Annotated in this window: 18 protein-coding genes and 2 pseudogenes; 10 read left to right on the forward strand and 10 right to left on the reverse strand. The window is 69.3% G+C overall.

What is annotated here, in order from left to right; all coding sequences use genetic code 11:
- Window positions 1-1190 (forward strand): FG-GAP and VCBS repeat-containing protein (locus KUF83_RS29810; protein WP_217458091.1); only part of this gene is annotated, 1190 nt, incomplete at its 5' end.
- 122 nt (window positions 1191-1312) lie between these two features.
- On the opposite strand, the pseudogene KUF83_RS29815 reads toward KUF83_RS29810, so the two are convergent.
- Window positions 1313-1576 (reverse strand): annotated as a pseudogene (locus KUF83_RS29815) (transposase); the annotation flags it as partial.
- A gap of 181 nt (window positions 1577-1757) precedes the next feature.
- Window positions 1758-3428, reverse strand: a complete 1671-nt coding sequence (locus KUF83_RS29820; RefSeq protein WP_374106198.1) for an ATP-dependent DNA helicase RecQ — start codon at window positions 3426-3428, stop codon at window positions 1758-1760.
- A gap of 726 nt (window positions 3429-4154) precedes the next feature.
- Here KUF83_RS29820 and KUF83_RS29830 point away from each other — a divergent pair.
- On the forward strand, window positions 4155-4964 hold the full coding sequence (locus KUF83_RS29830) for a calcium-binding protein (RefSeq protein WP_308403193.1): 810 nt from the start codon (window positions 4155-4157) through the stop codon (window positions 4962-4964).
- 216 nt (window positions 4965-5180) lie between these two features.
- On the opposite strand, the gene KUF83_RS29835 is transcribed toward KUF83_RS29830, so the two are convergent.
- Window positions 5181-8192, reverse strand: coding sequence for an AAA family ATPase (locus KUF83_RS29835; protein ID WP_308403194.1), 3012 nt, complete (start codon window positions 8190-8192; stop codon window positions 5181-5183).
- Between the two features lie 391 nt (window positions 8193-8583).
- Here KUF83_RS29835 and KUF83_RS29840 point away from each other — a divergent pair, with 391 nt between their 5' ends.
- From KUF83_RS29840 to KUF83_RS42650, 3 genes are all read left to right on the forward strand, one after another.
- Window positions 8584-9081 (forward strand): hypothetical protein, encoded by a 498-nt coding sequence (locus KUF83_RS29840; RefSeq protein WP_308403195.1) that lies wholly within the window; start codon window positions 8584-8586, stop codon window positions 9079-9081.
- A 47-nt stretch (window positions 9082-9128) separates the two neighbouring features.
- Window positions 9129-9902, forward strand: coding sequence for a dienelactone hydrolase family protein (locus tag KUF83_RS29845; protein ID WP_254644592.1), 774 nt, complete (start codon window positions 9129-9131; stop codon window positions 9900-9902).
- Between the two features lie 413 nt (window positions 9903-10315).
- Entirely contained in the window at window positions 10316-10450 is a 135-nt protein-coding gene (locus tag KUF83_RS42650; protein ID WP_302828555.1) for a hypothetical protein, read from the forward strand.
- A 79-nt stretch (window positions 10451-10529) separates the two neighbouring features.
- Here KUF83_RS42650 and KUF83_RS29850 read toward each other — a convergent pair.
- Window positions 10530-10802 (reverse strand): annotated as a pseudogene (locus KUF83_RS29850) (IS701 family transposase); the annotation flags it as partial.
- 276 nt (window positions 10803-11078) lie between these two features.
- Between KUF83_RS29850 and KUF83_RS29855 the strand changes: the two are divergent.
- From KUF83_RS29855 to KUF83_RS29865, 3 genes are all read left to right on the forward strand, one after another.
- On the forward strand, window positions 11079-11873 hold the full coding sequence (locus tag KUF83_RS29855; protein WP_217458094.1) for a hypothetical protein: 795 nt from the start codon (window positions 11079-11081) through the stop codon (window positions 11871-11873).
- Window positions 11866-12252 carry a GntR family transcriptional regulator gene (locus KUF83_RS29860; RefSeq protein ID WP_217458095.1) on the forward strand — a complete coding sequence of 129 codons (387 nt, stop codon included), beginning with the start codon at window positions 11866-11868 and terminating at the stop codon, window positions 12250-12252. The genes KUF83_RS29855 and KUF83_RS29860 overlap by 8 nt, the downstream gene beginning before the upstream one ends.
- A gap of 339 nt (window positions 12253-12591) precedes the next feature.
- Window positions 12592-12939: a hypothetical protein gene (locus KUF83_RS29865; protein ID WP_217458096.1), complete on the forward strand. Its 348-nt coding sequence runs from the start codon at window positions 12592-12594 to the stop codon at window positions 12937-12939.
- An 81-nt stretch (window positions 12940-13020) separates the two neighbouring features.
- On the opposite strand, the gene KUF83_RS29870 is transcribed toward KUF83_RS29865, so the two are convergent.
- The 3 genes from KUF83_RS29870 to KUF83_RS29875 form a co-directional block, all read right to left on the reverse strand.
- Complete coding sequence (locus tag KUF83_RS29870; protein WP_217458097.1) at window positions 13021-13236, reverse strand: hypothetical protein; 216 nt, start codon at window positions 13234-13236, stop codon at window positions 13021-13023.
- 71 nt (window positions 13237-13307) lie between these two features.
- Window positions 13308-13508, reverse strand: coding sequence for a DUF6233 domain-containing protein (locus KUF83_RS42140; RefSeq protein WP_308403196.1), 201 nt, complete (start codon window positions 13506-13508; stop codon window positions 13308-13310).
- A 660-nt stretch (window positions 13509-14168) separates the two neighbouring features.
- On the reverse strand, window positions 14169-14723 hold the full coding sequence (locus KUF83_RS29875; protein WP_217458098.1) for a hypothetical protein: 555 nt from the start codon (window positions 14721-14723) through the stop codon (window positions 14169-14171).
- Window positions 14724-15564: 841 nt separating this feature from the next.
- On the opposite strand from KUF83_RS29875, the gene KUF83_RS29880 reads away from it, so the two are divergent.
- Together KUF83_RS29880 and KUF83_RS29885 are read left to right on the forward strand one after the other, a co-directional pair.
- Window positions 15565-20139: an RICIN domain-containing protein gene (locus KUF83_RS29880; protein ID WP_254644593.1), complete on the forward strand. Its 4575-nt coding sequence runs from the start codon at window positions 15565-15567 to the stop codon at window positions 20137-20139.
- Window positions 20132-20554 (forward strand): hypothetical protein, encoded by a 423-nt coding sequence (locus KUF83_RS29885; RefSeq protein ID WP_217458100.1) that lies wholly within the window; start codon window positions 20132-20134, stop codon window positions 20552-20554. The genes KUF83_RS29880 and KUF83_RS29885 overlap by 8 nt, the downstream gene beginning before the upstream one ends.
- Before the next feature lie 328 nt (window positions 20555-20882).
- Here the strand turns inward: KUF83_RS29885 and KUF83_RS29890 are convergent, their stop codons facing one another.
- The 3 genes from KUF83_RS29890 to KUF83_RS29900 form a co-directional block, all read right to left on the reverse strand.
- On the reverse strand, window positions 20883-21935 hold the full coding sequence (locus tag KUF83_RS29890) for a LuxR family transcriptional regulator (protein ID WP_217458101.1): 1053 nt from the start codon (window positions 21933-21935) through the stop codon (window positions 20883-20885).
- Window positions 21928-22119 (reverse strand): hypothetical protein, encoded by a 192-nt coding sequence (locus tag KUF83_RS29895; protein WP_217458102.1) that lies wholly within the window; start codon window positions 22117-22119, stop codon window positions 21928-21930. The genes KUF83_RS29890 and KUF83_RS29895 overlap by 8 nt, the downstream gene beginning before the upstream one ends.
- A gap of 314 nt (window positions 22120-22433) precedes the next feature.
- Window positions 22434-23242 (reverse strand): IS5 family transposase gene (locus KUF83_RS29900; protein ID WP_217457892.1). Its coding sequence is split into 2 segments (ribosomal slippage): window positions 22434-22903 and window positions 22903-23242, totalling 810 coding nucleotides; the frame shifts between segments, so codons are not numbered across the junction.
- Window positions 23243-23304: the final 62 nt, after the last annotated feature.

The following is a 23304-nucleotide window of genomic DNA, read 5'->3' on the forward strand; positions in this document are numbered from 1 at the left end:
TTCCCGGCTCCGCCACCGCGAACCAGCGCTTCGGGACCAACTTCACCAAGGGCGACCTGGACGGCGACGGCTTCAGCGACCTGGTGATCTCAGGCGGCAAGGACGGCACCGTCATCCTCTGGGGCTCCGCCTCCGGACTCACCGGCGGCACGGCCATACCCGGGTACGGGCAGTCCCCCACGACCGGTGACTTCGACGGCGACGGCAAGACGGACCTCGCCCTGTTCGAGCAGGTGTCCTCCTTCGGCGACGAAGCCCCCAGCAGCGCCGCCGCCGTGTGGAAGGGCCCGATCTCGCGGACCGGCACGCCCACAGCCGTCCTGCCCGTCCTGGACAAGTCCCTGTGGTGGGGCTACGACGCCGACGACGCCTCCTGCGCCACAAACGGCGGCTGCGAGGAGGACGCCGACTCCATCAGCGGCCCCTACACCTCCACCGAGACCGGCGATGTCAATGGTGACGGCAAGGACGACATCGTCGTCTGGGAGTACAAGGGCGACGGCGTCTACGGCAACCGCCTGCTCCTCGGTGGCGGCAGCACGGGCTTCAAGAGCGGCTGGGTCCCCGGCGAGGCCGCCGGCAACAGGACGGGCACCGGCGTCGGGGACGTCAATAACGACGGCTTCGACGACGTCGTGGTCGGCAACGACTGGGGCAGCGGCACCGTCAAGGTCGCTCTCGGTTCGGCCACCGGCCTGTCCTCGGACCGCGTCCAGACCTTCAACCAGGACAGCCCCGGGTTCCCCGGAGTTGAGGAAGAGGGGGACGAGATCGGCGCGTCGGTCTCGGTCGCGGACGTCACGGGTGACGGCTACGCCGACATCGCGCTCGGCATCCCGGGCGAGGACATCGGCGACATCTACGACGCCGGCTCGATCGCCCTGGTCCCCGGCGGCGTCTCCGGCGCCACGGGCGCCGGCACGCAGACCTTCCACCAGGACACCGCCGGTATCCCTGGAGTCGCCGAGAACAGCGACGAGTTCGGTGTGAGCGCCGCTCTCCTGGACCTCAACGGCGACGGCCACGCCGACCTCGCAGCCGGTTCCACGGCTGAGAACGAGCAGAACGGCGCGGTCTGGGTGCTGAACGGCACGGCGAGCGGCCTCACCGCCACGTCATCGTCTGCGTTCGGCGCCGGTGACCTCGGCGCGCCCGCCACGGGTGTGCACTTCGGCGCGTTCCTGCGCTGACCGATCGATCCACAGCACTGCGGTGGGGCGGCCTCGTGCCGCCCCACCGTCATGTCCGGCCGAGGAAGGGTCTGTCAAACGAGTGGCCCTGTCTCACATTCGGTGGTGACGGTGCGTGCCGCCTATCCGAGGAGGATGCGGTGGCGAAGAAGGGTGAAGCCTGCTCGTCCGTGCATCTGGCGCGCGATCCGCTTGGTCTTGGTGTTGACGCCCTCAGTGGGGCCGTTGCTGTACGGAAGTGTGAGGGCGGCGTCAACGGCGTCGGGGTCTCGTTCTAGCCCTCGGGCGAAGGCATGCGGGTGGGGCAGGTCGGCGCCGCGGACCTGGACGATCCAATGTGAGAGTGCGTCGGCATTGCCGGCGTGGGGTGCAAGGAGCGGGGCGAAGTCCCATCCTCCCGGGGTGGAATCCCTGCTCTCGGATGTCCGTCAAAGCGGATCAAGCCCACTGTTCAGCATGTTCTCTCCTGTCGTGCCGGGTACGGGCCCTTCGGCGATACCCGGTCACCGCCAGCCGCTGCGGGAACGGGATGCCCGAAGCCCTTCGCGGCACGGACCGGGCCTCCGTCTAGGAAGCGGCTGTGAGCAGGTTCTTCTCCAGGATCAACGGCAGTGACAGGGTTCGGTAGCCGACTGAGGCGAACAGGACGGTGATCCGGTTCTCCTCCTCGGTGAGGACCTCGCCGTCACCCCACTGCGGGTGGTGGACCGCGGTGCCGGGCGGAAACGGGTGGTCGCGGCGCGTGGGTGAGGCGGTGCGGGGGCGGGACGGGCCGGGGACGGCGCTGGCTGCGGTGCCGGTGGGCCGCTGTTCGCATCGGTCGCAGTTGCCGCAGGGGGAGTTGAGGCGCTCGCCGAAGTAGCCGAGAAGGAAACGCCGTCGGCAGCCGGTGGTCTCGGCCAGGCCGCGCATCATGTCGACCCGGGAGCGTTCCATGCTCTCGTGCGCGGTGCTCAACTCCACGGCCCGCGTGGCGGTTTCCTCCGCATCGGCCCCGGGGACCGGGGCCACCTTTCCGCGTTCCGTGGTGAGGGCTCCGGCACTCTCCAGGAGGTTGAGGACGGTGGTCAGCCGGCTGGCGGACAGGCCGGTCTCTTCCTGGAGTTCCGTCGGTGTCACGGGGGTCGCACGGTCCCGTACGAGGCGGGAGACGTCGGCGATGGTGTCCGCGTCTGGGCGGCCGGTGGAGAAGAACTTCTGCAGGCCCAGGTCCTCGACACGGTAGTGCAGGATGGCTCGGGACGGCTCGCCGTCCCGGCCTGCCCGGCCTATCTCCTGGTAGTAGGCGTCGAGGGACCCGGGCACCGCGGCGTGCAGTACGAACCGTACGTCGGGCTTGTCGATGCCCATGCCGAATGCCGAGGTGGCCACCACCACGTCCAACTCGCCGCCGAGAAAGCGGTCGTGGACCGCGCTGCGGTCGGCCGACCGGCTGCCCGCGTGGTAGGCGGCGGCGCTCAGGCCGAGTTCGCCGAGCTCGGCGGCGTACGCCTCGGCGTCCTTGCGGGTGGAGACGTAGACGATGCCCGGCTTGGGCTCGGCCGCAGCTCGCTCCACCACGGCGCGCCGCTTGGCCGCGTTGTCCAGGAAGTGGGTGACCTCCAGGCGGATGTTGGGCCGGTCGAACCCGGCCACCACCTCGTGGGCCTTGCGCATGCCGAGCTGCTCGACGATGTCGGCTCGCACCGGTGCGGCGGCGCTGGCGGTGAGGGCGAGGATGGGAGGGCGCCCGATGCTCTCGGCGGCCTGGCGGAGCCTGAGGTAGTCCGGCCGGAAGTCGTGGCCCCAGGAGGACACGCACTGCGCCTCGTCCACGACGAAGAGGGACGGTCTCAGCGCGGCCAGCCGCTCCAGCACGTCCTGCTTGGCGAGCTGTTCCGGGGCGAGGAAGAGAAACCGGGCCGTTCCGTCGCTCGCGCTCTCCCATGCCTGCTCGTTCTGGGCCCTGGACATCGACGAGTTGACGGCGACGGCGGTCTGGCCGCTGTTCCGCAGCAGTCCGGCGATCTGGTCCCGCTGGAGAGCGATCAACGGTGACACGACGAGCGTCGGACCGGGGAGCAGCATGCCCGGCACCTGGTACACCGCCGACTTGCCCGAGCCGGTCGGCATCACCACCATGGCGTCCCTGCGGCGCATGACCGCTTTCATCGCGGTGAGCTGGCCGGGACGCAACTCGTCCCATCCGAAGGCCACTCGTGCGGCTCTGCGGAGACGGCGGGCGACGAACAGGCTGATCGGCAAAGGGACTCCCGAAGCGGTTGCGCGCGACCGGGGCGGAACCGGACGGGCGGTGGTGGGTCTAGTGCCCGCCCCGGCTCGAAGCAGTCCGATCGCCAGGCTCGGACTGCGACGGCACGGTCGCGGCAGGCCCGCGAGCGTCACGACTCGGCCCAGGCGTCCGACCACAGCTTCACGATCGCTGGATACTTCTTCCCCCACGCCTCCTGGAACTCCAGGAACCGTTCCGTCACCGCGTCCGTGGCGCGCCACCGTAACGAGCATGCGGGGGCACTTTGAAGGCCCTCGGTGCGCGAAGCGCGGGGCAGCGTCTCGCGGATGGCGCGGGCCGTGCCAATCGGGTGCGTGCGGGGGGCGGGAGCTGCTTGCGGGTCACGGCGGGACGGTGCCGCCCACGGGGTTCCGGCACGGGCCAGACGACGCGCGCACCCGAGGAGTCAACGGGCTGGTGGGTCGGTGCCGGAAGTCCTGCCCGGGTGTGAACCCTGGCGTCCGGTTGCGCGGCGAGAGCCACGAGGTAAATGGGGGACTTTCCCTCATGCGCCCGGTGTGCGCGGCGGGCACATTGGTGGCGATGTCTCAGCACGACGTCACCACGCGTGCGCAACCGAGGGGAAGTCGATGGGCAGAAAAGCGTTACTCCGGGTTCTGATGGTCGCCGTGATGGCGGGTTCCGCGGTGACCTTGACCGCGGGGACCGCGAGCGCGGCCACAGGGGTGTCCGTGAGCGGGGGTGATGTGATCGTCAACGCGGGGTCGGGCGTCGCGAACAACATCACGGTCTCCCTGTCGGGAAGTTTCGTCGTCATTCAGGACACCGCCGCCACCCTCACGGCAGGCGTCGGCTGCTCGGCTCAGATCAACGGATCGGTGGCCTGCCAGGTCGGCAGCTTCGCAACGGTGGTGGTGAACGCCGGGGACCTGAACGACCGGATCACCAAGACCGGCAATGTCCGGGGCAACCTGAAGGGCGAGTCGGGCAACGACATCATCGGCGGCGGCCCCAGCCCGGGCAGCAACATCCTCAACGGCGGGGCGGGCAACGACACTCTCAACGGTGGCCCCACCTTCGACCTCCTCATCGGCGGTGCTGGCGCCGACACACTCAGCGGCGGGGGCGGGACCTCCGACATCGCCAGCTACTTCGAGAGCGGCTCGGGGGTGGTCGTCGACATCGACAACTCCGCCGACGACGGCGTCGGGGGCGAGGGCGACAACGTCCGCACCGACGTGGAGATCATCTACGGCAGCGAGTTCAACGACACGATCACCGGGAGTGCGTCGAACGACACCATGCTCGGCTACGGGGGCAACGACCGGCTGGTCGGCCTGGCGGGCAACGACAGCCTGGTCGGGGACCTCGTCCCGTCGAGCAGCGGCCGGACCGGTGCCGACACCCTGGTCGGCGGTCCTGGGAATGACACCCTGAACGGCGTCGACAACATCCTGGGCAACGACAGTGTCGACGGGGGCGCCAACACCGACACCTGCACCGCCGACACCGGGGACACCAAGAGTCTCTGCGAGGCGTGAGGAAACGCCGCACGGGACCCATCCCGGGATATACACAGGACCAATTCAGGCATATACCGGAATGATCCCGTGCGGTCAGCGGTCGGCTGTCAGCTGTCAGCTGTCAGCGGTCGGCAGCCAGCAGCCAGCAGCCAGCAGCCAGTCCACGTCAGGTGTTGGCGTCGCCCGCCACCGTAGGGGGCGAACCTCGCTGCCGCGGCGCCAGGCGCTCTGGAGTCACTGCCCGTCCGCGTACCGGCGAGCCAAGCCGCGCAGGGCGGTCCGGCTGCTCTGGCCGGTGCGGTTGCGGAGACTCGCCAGGTGCTTTTCGACGGTGCGGGGCGAGAGGAACAGCTGCTGGGCGATCTCCTGGTTGCCGAGCCCGCGGCCGAGCAGGCGCAGCACCTCGTACTCCCGGGCGGTCACCCCCGTCCGCCGCAGCTCCGGCGGAATCGTGTCATGGCCCTGGCGCCGCCGGGGCACGGGAGAACCCGCTTCCCGCAGCAGGGCGCGGCAGGCCGCCGACATCCGTGTCGTGCCCCGGTCGTGGAAGAACTGCTCGGCGGTGCGCAGCCACTCGACAGGCTGCCCCCAGTCGTCGGTGAGCGCCGCCTGGGCACCCAGACGCAGACACAGGTGACGGGCCATGGGAATGGTGTCAGTACCGGCCAGGGCTTCCTCGGCCGCTTTGGCGGCCTCGGCGGCCCGGCCTTCGCGGCCCAGCAGCACGGCCCGGGACCATCCGACGAAGGGCCGGTCCCAGTGGACCTGGGTGAGCCGGTCGGCGACCCCGCCGTCCAGCTCCGCCCAGCCGGCCGCGCCCCGTACGGTGCGCAGGAGCAGGTACGGGCCGAGGAAACCGATGACTCCGCGGGTGCTGGGCAGTGCCCGCATGGTCCGGTCCGCCTCGGTGAACTCGGCCATGGCACGGTCGGGTTCCTCCAGCAGCAGGGAACACACGCCCCGGGCCCAGCCCCACACCGAGGTGTCGGCGTAGCCCCAGACCGCTCCGCCGCTCCCCCCGGCCAACGCGGTCTCCAGAACGTGCAGCGCGGCCTGGAGTTTCTCCCGTTCGCCTCGGGAGGCGGCGATGACGGCGTCCATCGCGACACCGATCAGCTGAACCTCGCGCAGCCGCAGCCTGTCGGCCGTCGTGCGGAGCCGCTCGGCGTACTCCAGGGCCCCGTCCAGGTCGTCGCGCAGCACATGAGCCTGCGTCAGATGTGTGTCGGCCCAGGCCGTCAGGAGCACGGCACCGGTCTCCTCGGCCGCCTTCCGTGCTGCCAGCAGCCGATCGGTACCGGTGAACCGGATCCGGTCCAGCGCACCGAGTTCGAGCAGGCCGCGTATCCGCCAGACCGGCAGGGCATGGGTCTCGGCCGTGGACACCAGACGTTCGAACACCTTCTCCGCCTCGGCCAGGTCGTGGGGCCGAAGGCAGTACCCGAGGATGTTCAGCGCCTTGCAGCTCGCCTCCGGCAGCCCGACCGCCTCGGCAGCGGCCAGGGCCCCTTCGGCCAGGGCCCGGGCGCTCTCCAGCCGGTCCGGGCGCTGTGAGCCGAGCACCAGGTGTGCCGCCACGGCGTCCAGGGCGGCCCGGGACGCCGCGTCGGGCTCGGCGCCGAGCAGTTCCCGTGCCCGGCGCACGGCGGTCAGGCCTTCCTCCCACTGCTGTGCGGTGGCCGCGGCCCGGGCCCGGGTCAGGAAGCCCGCGGCGCGCCGGGCGGCGGGCGCGCCCCACGCGATCAGGACATGGTCCAGCCGGTCGCCGAGCTCCGGGACGCGCTGGACGTCGCCCGTCAGGACGAGTGTCCCCAGCAGTTCCTCCAGCAGCCGGGCCACTGTCTCGGGCGGTGTGTCCGTGGCATCGGCGGTCAGTTCCAGGCCCCGGTCGAGGAGTTCCACCGCGGTCAGCAGCGCTCCCCGTAAGACCGCCTGCCGACTGGCCCGGTTGAGCAGCGCGGCCGCCCGGGCCGGCTGCCCGCCGGCGACGCACAGCTCCGCGGCCAGGCGGTACAGGTCGTCGCCCGAGCCACCGCCGAGGAGACCTCGGGGCTCTCCGCCCCGGTCGGGGCGGTCGGTCCCCGGCTCCGGCACCGCCGCGTCGGCGGCCTCGATGGCGTCGGCGGCGGCGAGACAGAGGGCCGCCCGCTCGGCGGGCAGCAGCCGACGGGCGATGGCGTCGGCGGTCAGGGCGTGGCGGAAGGAGTGCCAGCCGGGCTGTTCCGCGGTGGCGCCGTCGGTGACCAGGTGGGCCCGTGCCGCATGTCTCAACTGGCGGAGCGCCGTCACCCGGTCGAGCTCGGCGACGCGCGCGGCGACGTCCACCGGGAACCGCCTACCCAGGACCGCCGCCGCCTCCAGGAGAGCGATCCCGGGCGGTTCCAGGTGGTCGACGCGCTGGAGGACGGCGGCGGCGACCGTCGTGGGTACGCCGGCGTTCAGCGCGCCGGTCACCGTCCAGCCGTCGTTCCGCGTCCGGACGAGGTTGCCGCTGTCGACCATGGCCCGCAACAGTTCCTCAACGACGAAGGGGACGCCCTCGGAGACGGCGTGCAGTCGGTCCAGTACGGCTGCCGGTACCTTGCCGGCGTCGTCGTGGCCCAGACAACGGGCGGCCAGTTCCGCCGTGTGGGCGGGCCCGAGGCGCGCCAGGCGCAGTGTCCGGGCCGCACGGCGGGACACCGCGGCCTCGGCGAGGTCGAGGGCGGGTCCGGGCACACCGCGCAGGGTGGCCAGCAGGGTGGCCCGCTGGCCGGAAAGGTTGTCCGTGAGGTAGTCGACGATGGTGAGCGTGTCGGCGTCCGCGTCGTGCAGGTCCTCCAGCACCAGTACGCAGCCATGGGTACGTCCGAGGACGCCCAGGAGCCGCAGTACCGCCTCGGCGTAACCCACCAGCGGCGCGCCGTCCTGCGGCGCCAGTCCGCACAGCCGTGACAGCAGCGGCTCGTAGGGGCCCAAGTCCCCGTCCACCGGCGCCCCTTCACCGCGCAGTCCGGAGAACACGGCCTCCGCCAGCGGGCGCAGCGGCACCGCACGCCCGGCCGACGCGGCCCGCCCGCGCAGCACCCGTGACCCGGTGCGCGCGGCGGCGGCCACGGCCTCCTCCACGAGGCGAGACTTGCCGATACCCGGCTCGCCCAGCACGAACACCGACGAGCCCCGCCCTTCGCCCGCCGACCGTCCCACCTCGGTCAGAAGGTCCAGCTCCGGTTCTCTGCCGACCAGTGCCGGTGACGACAATGACACTCGGCCCCCCTGCGCCTTCATCGCTTTCTGCGCCTTCTCCCGGGATGTCCCGGCCGCCCCCTCGAATGCTCCTTCGAGTCCACACAGCGTAGTGCCCACGAGTCACAGGGGACGCACAACTAGATGGGGGCTCTTCCCCCATGCCCCCGGCAGCAGGCGCACGGCAGTCTCTTCTCAGCAGGTGGGGGACAGGGCATGTCCGGGGGAGGGGGACATGCCCTGCTGCTGTTCTTTCTTCGACGGGCGGATACCCATGTCTTCAAGGTCTTCGATTCTGGTCACCGCCGGGTTTCTGGCCGTGGTCCTGTCCGGATGCTCATCGCTCACGGGAAGCCCGGGAGGGGATGCCGCCACGTCGCCGTCGACGGGTTCGCCAGCCGAGGGGCCGGAGGTGCCGACGTCCGCCCTGGACCTGGAGCGCGTGTGCACGGACGGGCTCGGCTACGCGGGGATGCCCGCCTACGACCGTACGAAGAAGACCGTGCATCCGGCGATGCTCATGAACAACCCCGGCGACAGCTGGTCACAGTTCGAGCCGCCCTCCGGCGACTTCCCCAGGGGCTGGATCCTCGGCTACGCGGACAAGCCCGCCGAAGCCGAACTGGTCGTCTGCGTCGAACGCACCAAGGCGACCCCGACCGGCAAGGTGTGCAACATGGAGACCGATGAAGGCAAGCCGCTGAGGATACGCACGTACAACACCTCCTACCGGCTGAGCGTGGTCGAGTCGCGGACCGGCAAGGAACTGTACGAGCACACCGGTGAGGCCAAGTCCGACGAGTGCCCGGTGTACATCCTCACCTCGGAGGGCGAGGACAAGGATAAGTACTACAACGAAGTGCGGCCCAAGGACTACCGCAAGCGCGTCCAGCCCTTCATCGCACCGTAGGCCTCACTCCGGCCACTCCCGCCCCCAGACCTCCCCCGGAGGAGAGTTTGTCCGCCACGATCACCACCACCGCCGTCGATCTGAGCGGGCTCAGCGCCGCCCGCGGTGGCTCCCGTCGGCTCACCGGCCATCTCACCCGGCCCACCGGGCCGGGACCCTGGCCCGGTGTCGTCGTGATCCATGAGGCGCTGGGCGTCAATGACGTGATGCACCGCCAGGCAGAGCGGCTGGCGAGAGCCGGGTACCTCGTCGTCATGCCCGACCTCTTCACCGACGGAGGAGCCGTACGCTGCCTGGTGCCGACCTTCCGGGCCGCCCTGTCCGGACGCGGCCGGGCCTTCCATGACATCGACGCTGCCCGCACCCACCTCGCCCGGGATCCCGACTGCACCGGGCGGATCGGCGTCATCGGCTTCTGCATGGGCGGTTCCTTCGCCCTCCTCGCCGTGGGCGGCGGCCACTACGCCGCAGCCGCCGTGAACTACGGCCGCCTGCCCGGGAATCTCGAACAGGCGCTCACCGGTTCCTGTCCCGTCGTCGCGAGTTACGGGGCCCGCGACCGTACGTTGAAGGGCGCGGCCTCCGGTCTGGAGGCGTCGCTCGACCGGCTCGGCGTCGTCCACGACGTCAAGGAGTATCCGGAGGCCGGGCACTCCTTCCTGAACGATGCCGAGGTCGGGCCGCGCGCGCTGCGTCCGCTGATGCGTGTCGCCGGAATCAGGCCGCACCCGGAGTCCGCCGTCGACGCGTGGCGACGCATCGACGATTTCTTCGCCACGCATCTCAACGGGGACGGCATCGACGGGGCGTTGGGAACGTGAGGAGCAGGGGCCGTGCGCGTGCTCCTTGTTTTCAGGGGGGGCGGGGCCGTGACACATGCGGCTCGTCCGTGACGGGTACGGCTGCCGCACCTGGCGTCCGGCCCGCTGACGACTTCCTTGTCCGGGGAAGGAGAGATCAGCCCCCGGGCCGCTGGCCCTCAGCAGGCGGGCCGGGCAGGCCTGGCTGCTGAGGTGAGCGTGCCGGTCAAAGTGGCGGTCCATTCCCCGTCTCAGCCTGGTGACTTGATCGCGCCGGGACTGGGCAGGCGGGCGCCCCGCGCCAACTGTGCCGTCCGACCTGCTCGTGCAGGCTCGGCATGCCTTGTTCCAGGCGGGATTTCACCTGGTGGGAGAGACGGAGGACGGCGGCCGGGGCTTGCGGTGACGGACGTGCCGATCGGGGTGCTGGTGAGGTGGACGGCATCGGACGCTTCACCTCTTTGGCGAAGGAGCAGCGAGGAGCCCGGGGCGACGGCATGCAGGCGATCGTGCAGGCGGCGATATCGGGCCTGCTGGTCCAGCAGGGACACCGTCACGGAATTCTCTGACGGCGGTGACCTCCTGGTTCTGGGGCGACGAGTGAGGGCGGCTACTGGCCAGGTCAGCTGAGCGGTGTTTTTGCCCGTCGTGGTCGGCCTCGTGGACGGGTCCGGTGACGAGGGCTATGAAGAGTCGCTGGATTTCGTTGTACGTCAGCGGTATCAGGTTGTCAGGCCCGGGACGGAGTCGGTGCTCGTCGGCGCGGACGACGGCCAAGAAGGTATGGGCAAGCATGGCGAGGGTGACTCAGCGGGACCAGGACGTGTAGCGGCGGAGTTGATGCTCGTCCCGGTCGGCCGGGCCCTTTCCGGGCTGGAACGTCTTTTCGGCCCTTCATCTGGATCCCGCGGCCCGCACCAGGTTGTCATTGCGGAGGCTGCCGAGAAAGTTCAGGCATCGCGACGTGGAGTAGCTACTGTTTTCTGCCCAATTCCAGTTGATCCACCGCGGACCGCCTCCCCGTCGAACCGACTGTCTCCCCGTCCGCCGGCCGCTCTCCCGTCGTGGCACGGGAACCACCTGCTCCGGAACCTGCCTTCCCCTCGCACCGTCTTGTACCGAGCGTTTGACACAAGATCCCCGGCCGCGGCATCTTGTACTCACCGCTTGATACAAGATGATCCGGGGGATCTGCGCATGCTCGACACCGCCCCGCCCCAGTACCGGTTGCTCGACCACGCCGACCACTACGCCCGCTGGTCCGGTCTGGCCATCGGCCTCGTGGTCGCGCAGGCGCTGTCCACGCTCGGAGACGTCGAGTTCGAGCAGCGCGTCGTGTTCTGCCTCACGGCCTTCGGCCTGTGCGCGGTGGCGGGTGTCCTGCTCGCCGACGCCCTGACCTTGCGCCCCCAGGAGACGGTACGCACCGCGAGTCTCGCACCACGCCTGGTCAGAGACCATGTGCCGCCACACATGGGTCCCCTGATCGCACTCCAAGGGCTCTCCCTCGTCGTCCTGCTGGTGATCACGGCCGCGACGGCCTCCGTCGACCCCGACCGCATCTTCAGCACGGGAAAGGTCCTCACCCTCACCTGCAACGGGATGCGGGCGACCACCGGCCCCTGGCCCGGCCTGTACTACACCCTCCCGATGTTCGGCGCGCTCGCCATAGCCACCCCCACCTGCGTCTGGGCTCTGCGCCGCATCGCCCACGGTCCGGGTGAGGAGCAGCAGCGCCGCGACCGTGCGTGGGCGGTCACCGGCGCCTGGGGCCTGTTGGTGTCCAGCCAGCAGCTGTACGCCGTGCTGATGGTCTCCCTCGCGCTGACGGAGACGGGCTGTGGCGGCGCGCTGGGCGTGCTCACCTTCTGGGTGTTCTACCCGCTGGCCCTGCTGAACCTGGTCACCGCCGTCTGGTCTCTGGTCACAGTAGTGGCACCGCGGGCCGTCGCCGACGAGGCGGCGGCAGAGGGGTCCTACGACGATGAGTGAGGCCGCCGTCCGTGTCGACACCACCAGCCAGGTCCCGCCGTACGAGCAGATCCGCGCGCAGCTCGCCGCGCTGATCGTCACCGGGCGGCTGGCCGAGGGCGACCGGCTGCCGACCGTGCGCCAGCTGGCCGCGGACCTCGGGCTGGCACCGGGCACCGTCGCCCGCGCCTACCGTGAACTAGAGGCCGGCGAGCTGATCCGCACCCGTCGGGGCGCGGGCACTCGGGTAGCGGCGCTGCCACCCGGCCCGACCCGCCCGCACACTGTCCAACTCGCCGCTCTCGCCCGTGGCTTCACTTCGTCCGCCCGCGCCCTGGGCGCCGACACCGAGGCCATTCTGACCGCCGTCCGCGACGCCCTGGGCCCGGACCGTGCCTAGAGGGTGTTGCACAAGGCTGCGAACTGGGCATTTCCTCGGTATGGCTGGGGTGTTGAGTGCTGAACAGGTGTGGGTGGAGGGGGAGAGGTCAGGTCTGGCGCGGTGCCAGCGCGTGGGGTGGCGCCATCGGCCGGAGGCGTCGCGGGCGACGTCGACGCCGACTTCCACCACCAGTTCGGGGCCGGACCAGCGCGACGTCCAGCGTCTCCCGGTTGCCTCACCCGGGCCACGCCGGCCACCAGGACCACGACGCCACGCGGCGTGTGGCGGGTAGAAGAGCCGCTGTTGCAGAGGCTGCGCTCGATACCATTACGAGCCTGAGTGGGGGAGGGCGACACGGTGAACGTATTCACGTGCGGTAAGTGCGGCGAGCTGTACAACGCCGGGGTGTCCATGGCGAAACGTCACGTGTGCAGGCAACGGCAGGCGACCGCCGGACGGCAGACGACCGCCGAATGGCGGAAAAGCCTCGGATGGCGGGAAGGACAGGGATTCATTGGGGCGCGCCGTCTGTCGCAACGAGAGCGGCGGGACTTGCGGATGGCCGCGGCCTGGGGGGTTCTGGCGGCCATCGTGTCGATCCTGCCCGGCGGCCGGGTACGACGTACTGACTGGGTGAAGGCCGCGCGGCAGCCGCGGGCGGGTGGGTTCGGCGCGGGTGGCGACGGCGGCAGCGCTGGAGGCTGACCAGCACCAGGACCAAGACGACGACGGCCCACAGACACGCGCCACCGCAGGTCACAAGGCTTGGCATGCGGGCCTGGCCGGTCAGCTCGCCTGCGTGCGGGTGTTGTTGAAGCGGACGCCGGTACCCCAGCTCTCCCGGGCGGTGGCCATGCACCAGTGGCACAGAGGCAGGCCGCCGCCGCTGTATTTGTGGGTGCTGCGCTGGCAGCCCGAGCAGGGCCCGACCATGCTGCTGGAACAGGTGAAGGTGGACGGGTCCGGCTCACTGATCGGCGGCGGGAAAGCTCTACTGGTCATCAGGGACAGCCTGTTCTGGGGGAGGGGCGGGTGCGGGGTGCAGTGAACATGGCCGGAGGGGGCCGGACCGGTCAGCACGCTGTAGCGGAGAGGGCCGGTCGGGTGGGTAGGTCGAGGATGTCCAGGGCGGTGTCGGGCTGGCAATGGCTACAGGCCCGTACTCCTGAGGCGAGGAGCCGGCGGGCTTCGTCACGGCTCACCGGACGCCGTCGTTTGCCCGCGGCGTAGCAGCCGCCCACGTGGACGTCGATGGGCGGACGTCCGTCGCCGATGCCGAGTTCGACGAACTACTCCGGCTCCGCGTGCCGTCTCTGCCGTCCGGGTTCCCGCTCGGCTTCCCGCTTCTCAAGGGAAGGCGCGCCACTTCCGGCACAAGCTGGATGAATGGATGGTCACATCGCTGAGGGCGGCCTATAACAAGAGCAAGGGGTGACCCCTCTGGTGGGCGATTGGCGCGATCACAGACCGATGCCGACCAGCGGAGAGTTTTTCACTCGGTCGACGTCGTCCATGTACCGGGCGGGCCTGCAGGCGGCCGTCGACCGGACCGGATCTCTACCCGACTCCCCACCGGACATCAGCCTTTGGCCACTACCCCGTCACTCCCTGGCGCGACCGGTCTGCACTACGACGATGCCGTTTCGCGCCGGGGAGTGACGGGGCAGCGTGGTACCCGGGGGGCGAAGCCCTCGGGTACCACGCTGCCCAGCCGTACGACTCTGCCTCGGCCCAGTTCGGTCAGCGCAGCCGCTCGGACTCCTCCACCGCCTTCTGCCGCTCGCGCTCGGCGCGGGCCCGTACCCGTCCCAGTGCCCGCAGGTCCACGGCCTCCTCGACGCCGGCGCGCACCGGTCGGTCAGTAGCGTGGGGCTGAGCGCCTCGGCCTGGACGGTGCGTGCATGTGGTCGCTGTGGTCGGTCGCTCGACCGGCCCTACGCCGTGGTGGGCTCGCTGGTGAGGCGGGCCAGGGTCTGGGCAAAGGTCCGCTGGTCGTCCACGTAGTGCCGCGCGCGAGACCACCAGAAGCCGAAGAACTGGCGCTGGACCGGCAGTGTCAGCGTGGCCAGCAGTTCCAACTTGATGGACTCCTGGCGCTCGGACAGGATCAGCATCCGGGCGCTGCCGGCGTAGCCGACGGCGAACTCGATGTGTTGACGCATGGCCCAGCTGCCCGCGTACGTCTCGACGTGGTCGACCATCCACCGGGTGGCTTCGTCGAGCTGCTGCAGCCATCGCTCCCGCTCGCCGGTCAGCCGTTCACGCAGCACGGGAGTCCAGGCCGGATCGTCCGCCGGGATCGCCTGCAGGCGCGTGCACGCCGAAAGGACCGCCTGCAGGTGGGTGTTGAAGGTGTCCCGGGCGGCGTGGGCCTCCCCGATCCGCTTCTTGCGGGCGTCCAGCCGCGGCGTGACGAAGAGGCCGGTCGCGATGGCGGTCGCGACGGCGGTGACGGCGGCCACCAGGATGGTCCACAAAGTGCCGGGCATGGGTCACATCCTCCCGCACGCCGCAGGTCCGCCCGGCCAGGTCGGATCAGCCCTCGGCCTCGCTCTGCGCCGTCCACGTCTTGCACCCGCGCTCGTGGCCGCCGGTCTCCTCGATGAGACGGATCACCACGACCGGGTCGGTGCCGTACAGCCCGACCCAATCGGTGTACCGGTCCCGCGCGGTCTCCGGGATGAACCACTCGCCCTCGACGAGGGGCCGCCGGCCTGGAACTGCAGCCGGGAAAGGGGCTTGGCCACCACGGGTCGCTCCTCGTCTCGCTGCACCGTCCTGTCATCGGGCTGAAGCGAGCCACGGACCAGGAATACGTACAGCGGGACCGTCACCACCGGGTGCGTGTAGGTGGCAAGTTTCGGTCATTGTTGCACGGACCGTGGCGGGGCATGCGGCGGCGCCGTCACTGGTGCGCCATAGGTTTCACATCGTTTCTCCACCTTCTGTGCGTGCCACTTCTCGGTCACGTCGTGATCGACATCTTGTACGGCGATCTTGGGGCGTGCCTGAATTGGCCGTCGCACGGCAGAGCAGTTCGCACTGCTGATGCACCAGTTGTATGCGGCAGGGGGTGCCGTCGTCACGGGGGAGGGGGCTCGTCGTGCCGCGAGCGCGGTCTGTTCGGCATGCCATGGATGCCGAACAGCGGGCGGTTGTCCGCTTCTTCGTCGAGGGCCTTCGTTGCCGTCTCCGTTTCCGTTCCTGACGAAGGATGCTCTCGTGCGTCTCAGACGCTTATCCAGATCGCCTGACGAAACGTCCATCAGACCGGTCAGACGGCCCCGTGCTGAGGGCGGTCGTTCCCAACTGGGTTCTCGTGCCCGGCGCTTGCGTGCCGCTTCCGGGCCTCTCATTCCGCTGGTTGCCATCGGCGCGGTGCTGGCCGGTCTGCTCGGCTCCCAGCCGCCCGCCAGCAACAGGCTGCCCAGCAGCCCGGTCGGCGACAGCTACGACGGCTTCGACGCCGTTGCGGCCGAGCAGCTGCGCCAGGACCAGTGCCTCATGGGCGACTCCCTGCGGCTGGGCGGGCCCGCGATGGGCACCCTCGCACAGGGCGGCCTGAACCAGACGCCTGAACAACTGCGTGTCACCGCTGCCCGCGAGTACTGGAACAACACTCCGCTGGCCGCCGCGTTTCAGCAGGATAAGGACGCGACCGGCCAGAACAGTGCGGCCTTGAGCGTACGCCTGGCCGCGTGGAAGACCCCGCTGGCAGGTCTGTCCACGCCTGCGGGCTTCACCGACACCGGGTTCGCCTGGCCGCCCGGTGTGCCCAGCGGTAGCGGGGCGGACTTCTTCGACCAGGTCGGCTACTCCAAGTGGCTCGGGGAGCAGTACTGGAAGGACGAGAGCCTCTTCTACCAGGACCCCACCCCGCAGGCCGATGCGGCGACGGTCAAGGCGGTCAAGGACCTCGGCACCCCGCTGTACTCGGAGGTCGACCCGAACCTGCCTGCGGAGCAGTGGCAGCAGGCGAACGCCGAGAAGCAGGCGTTCGAGAAGCTGGTCGACGGCTACGACGCCATGAGCGCTGACGACGCCCGGCTCTTTCTGGCCTCCGGAGGTTTCACTCGCAGTGCTCCCGAGCCGGGCAGCCTTGAATTCCGCCTCGCAGTGGAGGACTTGAAGACCCGGTTCGCGGCCTGCGCCTGGCGCAACCCCGTCGACCCGAGCAAGGTGCTGGGCCAGGTCGTCGCCACCGCCTCTGCCGAGTGGCAGCAGGAGATCACCGTGCAGGCCACCGAGCGCGGAAAGATCTTCTCCGACAATCGTCAGGCGACCACGGCGCTGGCCACCGGGGCGAAAGCGCTGGGCGAGATGCTGGGCCAGTCCTGGATCGCTGACCGCCTCACCCGCTGGCAGGACTACTGGTCGGCTGGCGGCCCCGGCTGGGTCGGCGACAGCCCGATGGTCGTCCACATCCACGCCGCCTCCGACAAATGCTTGGAAGTTGGCGGTGGCTCGAAGGCCGACGGGGCCGTCGTGCAGATGTACACGTGCAACAGCAGCGCCAACCAGAAGTGGCAGATCGTCAACAACGCCCTGGTGAACGTCAACTCCGGCAAGTGCCTGGATGTGAAGAGTTCCGGCACCGCCGACGGCACTGTCATCCAGCAGTGGACGTGCAACCAGAGCGGCGCCCAGAAGTGGGAGTACAGCACCCGCGGCACCACCCGGCTGTACAACACCGGTACCGGCAAGTGCCTGGACATGCACACTTACGCCAACAGCCAGGACGCCTGGACCTGGACCTGCAACGGAAGTGACCCGCAGAAGTTCGACATCGTGCCCTCCGGGCACAACGGCACGAGCGACATCAATTACCCGACCCAGGCCCAGTTCACTCAGGCGACCAAGGGCATCACCGACGCTCGGGCCGCAGCCAAGAAGCAGCTGGAGGTGCTCAGCAAGCAGGCGCAGAGCGCGGGCATCGCCGCCGTAGAGACCGACGAGCACCTCAAGGCTGCGTACGCCATCGCCGACCGCGACGGCGCTCCCCGGGGCCGGGCCCTGCTCGTGGGCCAGCAAAAAGCCCAGGTGACCAAGGCATCGGCCGCCGCGCTGACCGCGATGATGCAGGCCGGCCAGACCGCCGAGGCCGCCACCCGCGCCTCCGCCGGCGACAGCGCCACCATCACCGCACGGGCGGTGACCCAGGCCGCCGCCACACAGGCCGCGTTCCGCAACGCCGCCGCCAAGGCATCCAGGGAACAGGCCAAGGCCTCGGCCGACGCCGCCGCGGTGCAGGCCAAGAACGCCAAAAACTCCCGCGACACCGCCAAGACCAAACTCGCCGAGACCAAAAACGCGGAAGCGGACGCCAAGGCCGCCGCCGCCACCGCGCACGCCAAACGGCTCGCCGCGGAGACCGAGGAAGCCACCGCGAAGGCGGAGAAGGCAATCGCCGCGCAGAAGCAGGCCGAAGCCGCCCAGCACAAGACCAACGCCCAGGAACAGGCGTCCAAGGCGAAGACGGCCAAGGACAAGGCCGACACCGCCGATACCACCGCCACCGAAAAACGGCAGGGAGCCGAAACCGCCCGCGACAAGGCCAGAGACCTGCGGGACGACGCCTGGGAAGCAGAGAGCAAGGCCAACGCCAGCCGGGCCAAGGCCGATGCCAAGGAGGCCTACGCCCAGGCCAGCGAATCCGAGGACAACGCACAGGAAGCCCGGCAGGCAGCCAATGCCGCCGATGCCGCCGCCGACACCGCGGAGACCGCGGCAGCCACCGCACGCTCGGAAGCCGACCAGGCCACCCAGGCCGCGGCCGACGCCGACGCGGCTGCGACACGGGCAGAAGCCGCCGCCAAGCGGGCCCGCTCCAACTCCGACGATGCCCAGGCCGCCAAGCTGAAGGCTGATGCAGCCGTACGCACCGCGACCAGCGCGGCCGCAGACGCCATCAAGGCCTCACAGAGCGCAGCCACCGCGGCCCGCACCGCAGACGAACTCGCCGACGACGCCGAAAAGGCCGCCGCCGACGCCAAAACACAGGCCGACACCTCCAAGAAGGACGCAGCCACTGCACTGGTCGGCGCAACCAAAGCAGCCGGATACGCCTACACCACCGCACAGGCCGCAGTGGACGCCGGCAACTCCGCAGTCCAGGTCGCCGCACCGGCCAACGACGCCATCCAACTCGGCTCCCCGTACATCACCAGCGACTCGGCCGCCGGACTCGCGGTCCTGACCGGCCAGTCCTCGAAGACGATCGCCGAGCAGCAAAAGGCCGTCGCCGACGCCCATGCGAAGAACGCGTCGGAGGCCGCCGCACAGGCACAAAGCACGGCCAACGCGGCATCCGGCGACTCCAAGGCCGCCTACACGCTGGCCGCCGAGGCCACCGCGTTCTCCGCAGCAGCCCGCGCCTCCGCAAAGGAAGCCCTCGGATACGCCGCAGAAGCCGCCTCCTACGCGGCCCAGGCAACGCAGTCCCTCGCACGCACCATCGAATACAACCAACAGGCCACCGAAGACGCCGCGGCAGCCGACCGGGCAGCGGGCCGGGCCGAGGGCTACGCCGACGACGCCCGCAACTCCGCGGACGAAGCCGCTCTTGACGCCGCAGCCGCCCGTAAAGCCGCAACCGAGGCAGAGCAGGCAGCCGCGGACGCCCGCAAAGCAGCCGACCATGCCGCCACCGAAGCAGCGGCAGCCGAGGAGGCAGCCAAGGACGCCCAGAAATACGCCGACTCAGCCCAGCAGGCGGCCGAGGAGGCCGAACGCAAGGAGAACGCCCAGCAGATCGAGACCGGAACCGTCGTCGACGAGGTCGGTACCTCCATCGGCAACATGTTCTACGTCACCGACCACACAAACGCGATCGGCGATCCGAAGGTCGTGGAGGAGTCAGCCGGCTGCGACGGCTTCATCGACAAACTGTTCTACAAGGGCGACTGCACCATCACCACAGAGATCCGGTTCAAAGCGACTCTGGATCTGTACCTGTGCAAGGCCGCAGGCCTGTCCTCCGACGACCTCAATGAGACACGGTACCTGTGCCCCGCCAGCGCCACGGTGTACCTGGGAACGCACCCGACCAAGGAACTGTCCACCAAGGTCACACACACCATCACCATGGCCGAGTACCAGCGGGGTGTCGACCCCGTCGACATCCTCTTCGGCAGCTGGATCAAGTGCGTCCAGAAGATTGCCCCCGGCGGTGCGAACGGAAGCCTGACCGGATGCGGCTGGGCAGTCGTCGACGTCGCAAGCCTGTTCGCAGGCAAGGTCCTCAGACCCATCGCCGACGCCGTCAGAGCGGTGGATGCCTCCGCCAGAACCGGAATCGGCTTCGCCGCCGCCTACAGCGGCCTGCGAACGGTGGGACTGACCGACGACGTCGTGCTGCGCATCGGGGTCACAGGTCTCGACGATCTCGTCCAGACCTGCATCAAAACCCGTGCACCACTCGTATCACGAGCATCCGCAGCAGGTGAGGGATGTGTCCCGTTGGTCCGCTATAACAGCGACGAACTCAGCCACTGGGCATACAGGTTCAGGACTGAGTCCGGATACTGGGGAGCAGATCACAACGTAGCCGTCGCGAAGGTGCCGGGATGGAACGATCCCAAGACCGGCGACTACGTCATCGGCAACAGCGCGTTCAAGGGACACTCCGAGACAGACATCCTGGACATAGTTCGAGCAAAGGGATTCGATCCCAAGGACATCACGGCTCTGTACACCGAGCGGCAGCCTTGCGGCAATTGCGCCGTCGAGCTGGCCAGCAGCCTCAAGCCGGGCACGCCGGTCACCTACTCCGTCCCGTACGCGGACGACTACTACTTCGCTAAAGCGGCGAAGGAACTGCTGGCCAAGTACGTCAAGGAAGCCCGCGGCACGCGTGCCGCAAAATCCACCACCGCACGCGCTGGAGAAGGACAAACGCATGACTGAGCACGGATTCCCTATCCCCCCTCACGCGCCGCCCGAGGTCATCGCCGAGCGCAACAAGGTGGCTGATGCGGTGGTCCGGGAGCTGCTCCGCACTGGGCTGCCCGCCTACCGGGGCGACGACGATGAGGGCCCGCGCGGCGAAATCGGAGCCGAAGTGCACGTGGAGCCCTTCGATACGGGCGCAGTGTACGTGGACTGGAACATCACCGAAGAGCTACGAGATTCCGCTCTCAGCCTCTTCGAGAAAGGAATTGATCCCTCGGATCCTCCCCCTGAATTCCGTCACTACGGGGCCGTCCATCAGCACATGCGAGATGCTCTCCTTGGCATCCTGGAATCCGCAGGCTTCGAAGCCGAACCAGCGGACGGCCATACGCACGGGGGCGCTATCCGCGTGAACGCTTTCCGGTACTGATCCTTTCAATTCCTGCACTGTGATCACGTCGTGAGCGGTGTGCAGCACATGGCGGGACGGCGACAAAAGGCAGTACTGGCGCCCCAGGGACCTCCAGGTGCCGAGGGCGACCTTCGTTTGCACTGGCCGCTGTTACTGGCCTTTCCCCCGGTCCCGTGACTCATTCACGGGACCGGGGCGTCGTCGTGGGTCAGGGCAAGATCCGGCGCGGGGTACGCCAGGTCATCGGCAGGCGTAGGCGTTCGGGGCGCAGGGTGATGTCGAAGCCGGCCTCGAAGTGGTGGCCTGGGATGCCGCCGGGTGCGTAACACTCCAGTGGCACTTCGTGTCAGTGCTCCCGCCACGTCAGTGGGCCCACCCGGTACGGGGCTGCATCGTCCTCAAGCCGATGGACGAGTTCGACCCGCGAACGGATTCCCAGCTTGATGTACACGTTCGCAAGGTGACCCTCGACAGCCTTCACGTTCAAGAACATCTCTCTGGCGATCTCCCTGTTGCTGCGGCCCTTCACGGCGAGCACGGCCACGCACCGTTCCCGCTCACTCATGGGCTGGCCACGCTGGGCACCCCTCGGACGCTCCGGCTCCGGATTTGGCTCCGGCTCCGGCCGAGACCGGGCAGCGGGGGAGAGCTGCCGCCGAAGCATCCACCGCAGAAGCCGAAGCACCCAACTCGGAGTCCGAAAACCGGACAGGCTCACGACGGACAGAGCCAGCAACGCACTGCCGAGGGCGAACATCCCCACGATGACCGGCTGCTTCAGCTGTTCCATCAGATCACCGCCAGAGGCGGGGTCGGCAGGCGATGAGCTGGTCTGCAGCCACGCCGCAGCGAAAACAACCAACACCACGCCCAGCAGGGCTTGCAGGGTCATCCGCAGCGTGACAACCGCCCGTGACACGTGAGTGGCCACCGTGCCCGGCGCCGTACCCATCGCCGCGGCCGTTTCCGCCTGGGTGTCGCCCCGCGCCTTGTGGTGCATGGCTGTGCGCTGCTGCGGCGGCAGACGGCTCATCGCGGCTTCCAGATCCATACGCAGATCGGCCGCCGCGATGGGGTGGACGGCGGGTCCGGCGCTCTCCAGCCGCACGTCCGCGCTCGTCGTCCCGTATCCAAGGCCGGCGCGATAGCGTCGGGCTGCGTGATTGACCTCGTTCTTGATGACGGTGAAGACATACGGGCGCAGCTTCTCGACCCGCTTCTGGCAGGTCAGCACCTTTGTCAGAGCGATCTGCACCACGTCCTGGGGATCCGCCGACGACGGCGGGACCCCGAAAGCCTGAAGCCGCTTACGGGCGTAGCCGACCATCTGCTCGTACCGCTCGGCGGCCAGTTCGGCCAGCGCGTCGGCATGAGCCTTCATCGGCTCCTGCTCAACCATGCCGCCCCCGCTTTCCCGCGCAGTGCCCGGCCTCCATCTGCCCGCTTGACTGCCCCTTGGCGCGGAGCAGTTCCGCCTCGCCCGACGCGCGGATGCGGAACGCGATGCTCTTGAGCACGTTGCTCAGCCCCGGCGCGAGTAGGAGCACCAGGAATATGGCGATGCCGACGCCAGTAACCTCCACCGGGATGCCCTCCAGTCTTCGGCCTTGAGCGCCTCACGGTGAAGCAACGGCCGTACACCCCTGAGAGTCATCCGGCCGCCGGATTCTTTACACGACAGCGGTGATTCTTTGCGGCGCGCTCATCGACCCGGGACAGCCAGAGGAAGGTCCCAGGCCAGAGGCCATCACCCTGCCCGGGCGGGACTGTGAGCGCACCGTCCCGCTCGGCGGCAGTCAACGGCTGGCGCGGTTCCTCCTGCGCTGCCGGCAAAGTTCCTGTAGCACCGGGGGAGGCGGGGACCGTGCCTCCTCGACGTGAGTCCTAACTGATCGTTTCAGAATGAGATTCGGAGTCGTCTCAAGCAGATGATGCTGCAGGCGAGTTGGAGGAGTCCGAGGTGGAGGTCGGCGCGTATCTCGTAGCGGATCCGGAGTCGCTTGAACTGGTGGAGCCAGGCAAAGGTCCGCTCGACGACCCAGCGGGTCTTCCCCAGCCCGGAGCCGTGAGGGGTGCCTTTCCGGGCGAACTTCGGGGTGATGCCGCGGGCCCGGACAAGACGACGGTACTTGTCGTAGTCGTAGCCGCGGTCGGCGAACAGCCGGCTTGGTCGGTGACGTGGCCGACCTCGAACACCGCGGATGCGGGGTATCGCATCCAGCAGGGGCATCAGCTGAGTGACATCGTGACGATTCCCGCTGGTCAGCGCGACGACCAGCGGGGTGCCGTGCCGGTCGACGATCAAGTGGTGCTTGCTGCCGGGCCGGGCCCGGTCGACCGGCGAAGGTCCGGTGTGAGCCCCCCTTTGAGCGCCCGGACGTGCGAGCCGTCAATCGCAGCGTCGTCCATGTCCAGCAGACCCGCGGCCCGCAGCTCCGCCAGCAGCACCTCATGCAGCTGCGGCCAGACGCCGGCCTCGGTCCAGTCCCGCAGACGCCGCCAGGCCGTCACCCCGCTGCAGCCGACCTGTTCCGCCGGAACGTCCCGCCAGCTCACGCTCTTGCACAGCACGTAGACGATGCCCCGCAGGGCAGCCCGGTCATCTGCAGGCAACCGCCCGGGATACCGGCGCCGCCTGGGCGGACGAGCAGGCAACAACGGGGCCACACGTTCCCACAGGTCATCAGGCACAAGATCAGCAGACACCCAACAAATCGTGCCGACACAACACCCAACTGCCAAGCCCCACAACGAACTTCATTCTGAAA

This window comes from Streptomyces sp. BV286, from assembly GCF_019090165.1.
In the GTDB taxonomy this organism is placed as follows: Bacteria; Actinomycetota; Actinomycetes; order Streptomycetales; family Streptomycetaceae; genus Streptomyces.

Excerpts from the sequence above, each read along its gene's own strand:
- KUF83_RS29875 (WP_217458098.1), bottom strand. The coding sequence starts at position 14,723 with ATGCCCGGCACTTTGTGGACCATCCTGGTGGCCGCCGTCACCGCCGTC.
- KUF83_RS29870 (WP_217458097.1), bottom strand. The coding sequence starts at position 13,236 with ATGACCAGTAGAGCTTTCCCGCCGCCGATCAGTGAGCCGGACCCGTCC.
- KUF83_RS29885 (WP_217458100.1), top strand. The coding sequence starts at position 20,132 with ATGACTGAGCACGGATTCCCTATCCCCCCTCACGCGCCGCCCGAGGTC.
- KUF83_RS29890 (WP_217458101.1), bottom strand. The coding sequence starts at position 21,935 with ATGGTTGAGCAGGAGCCGATGAAGGCTCATGCCGACGCGCTGGCCGAA.
- KUF83_RS29855 (WP_217458094.1), top strand. The coding sequence starts at position 11,079 with ATGCTCGACACCGCCCCGCCCCAGTACCGGTTGCTCGACCACGCCGAC.
- KUF83_RS29860 (WP_217458095.1), top strand. The coding sequence starts at position 11,866 with ATGAGTGAGGCCGCCGTCCGTGTCGACACCACCAGCCAGGTCCCGCCG.